We start from the raw sequence: 1,801 nt of genomic DNA, 5'->3' as shown, positions 1-1,801 counted from the left end.
CCAGCCATTAGTGCCAGGCACACGAAAGAAACTGATGGTTTGAAAGCAAGTCCACTATATATAGCATTTATGATTATGCATCCGATAATAAGGATTGCCATCGCAGAGGATACCATAAGTATCTCTTTTACCGGAACATGAGCCTTAAACACGCCATCAAATTCAGGCGAAAACCACTTATTATAAATGATCAGAAGAACCAGGGACAGAGCGGAGACAATAAGTGCGCTTGCTACTCCCTGTGGCTGGCCGCTCAATTGAGTTAATAAACCCAGAGGAACTGTCAGTATCATTGCGATTACAGCATTTTTTTCACATAATGAATGTTTCCTTACTTTTTTGTTTTCCATAACCAATTCTCCTTACCATTCTCGTCTGATCTTTTCAAAATCAATAGTCTTACCGACTTTCTTCCACACAATAAACGTCAGAACTGCATTTATTGCAGCAATTATAAAGATTCCAGTGTTTTGGCGACCGCCTGTCCCCATGCAACAGGCGATGAGGGATCAAATCCCAAAACATGTACAGCTCCGAATACCAGTGAAGAAAGATAACTATATCCCAATCATTCTGTCCAATCCAGAACCATAAGAATCTTAAGCAGTTCTGCGAAGCTGACTATTTCCTGAACAGTTGTATATTCCTCAGTTGTATGTATGTTATACATAGGACCGTATATATTAAGACCGTCCATCCCGTGTTTTATCAGAGAATTTATATCACTTCCGCCATAGGACTTCTTCGCCAATGTTTCCCTGCCCTGCTTCCCTAAAGCTCTTTTATACCTATCCAAAGCACTTCCCGCCCGGGCTTCGGGATCTTTCCTGTATACGGTGATTCTTTCTTTTTTATCTATACAAAGCTCTGCACCTGCACTCTTCGCCTCTTCAGAAAAAACGCTTTCCACATATTCCATTGTCTGATATGCATCTTCATGGACACCGCTTCTTATCTCACCTTTTATGAGGCAGTTTTCCGGAACAGCGTTGGTCACACTTCCGCCTTCAATAGTACCGATATTCAGCGTTGTGTGATCATCCGCCCATCCCTGCTTTATTCTGCTGATTGCAGCTGCAGCTACTGCGATCGCATTTATTCCCTTTTCGGGCTCATAACCTGCGTGAGAGGCCTTGCCCTTTATATGTACTTCGAATGAAATGAGGGTCGGTTCGCAGGATGAATAGACTCCGTATTCTCCGCTGCAGTCAGGAGCAAAAGCTATCCTGGAACGAATCTTTGAATAATCAAGAGCTGCACTTCCAAGACCGTAAACCTCTTCTGCCACTGTAAACAGAAACTCTATTGGCGGATGATCCAGCTCTTCCTCCAAGACTTCAGTGTATGCCTCGATAATACCTGCTATACCAACCCTGTCATCTGCCCCCAGGACAGTAGTATGGTCACTTGTGATGGTTCCATCATCATTTAGTATGATCTTTTTATTATTACCCGGAGCTACGGTGTCCATATGTGCACAGAACAGAATAGGCTCAGAATCTGCATACTTTCCCCGCCCCTCCGCAAATCCATATAGATTTCCGCAGTTACCTCCAATCTTACCGGCTGTATCATCCTCGCAAAGCTTTATTCCCAGCTTTTGAAACTCCGCCACAAGATAGTCAGCAACCATCCGTTCATTAAATGATTCTCCGTCTACCAACGCAAGTTCTATAAATCTGTCTATTACTCTCTTGTCATTCTGTTTCATAGATTAATCTTTCTAATTGCTATTAAAAAATATTATTTTGCAGGCAGTTCATGTTTTGGCAACCGTTTGGGAAATGGTCCTTCTACTGTA

General features: G+C 42.6%; 2 protein-coding genes. Both read right to left on the bottom strand.

What is annotated here, in order from left to right:
• Positions 1-350 (bottom strand): hypothetical protein (locus BMW61_RS21465; protein WP_139176519.1); only part of this gene is annotated, 350 nt, incomplete at its 3' end.
• 218 nt (positions 351-568) lie between these two features.
• Positions 569-1,711, bottom strand: a complete 1,143-nt coding sequence (locus BMW61_RS21460) for a M20/M25/M40 family metallo-hydrolase (protein WP_034444456.1) — start codon at positions 1,709-1,711, stop codon at positions 569-571.
• Positions 1,712-1,801 lie beyond the last annotated feature (90 nt).

This window comes from Butyrivibrio sp. ob235 (genome assembly GCF_900109475.1).
Classification (GTDB): Bacteria; Bacillota; Clostridia; order Lachnospirales; family Lachnospiraceae; genus Butyrivibrio.
Note: the sequence above shows the minus strand (reverse complement) of the source record. Positions and strands in the feature narration are given on the sequence as shown.

Coding starts and splice junctions, on each gene's coding strand:
- BMW61_RS21460 (WP_034444456.1), bottom strand. CDS start 1,711: ATGAAACAGAATGACAAGAGAGTAATAGACAGATTTATAGAACTTGCG.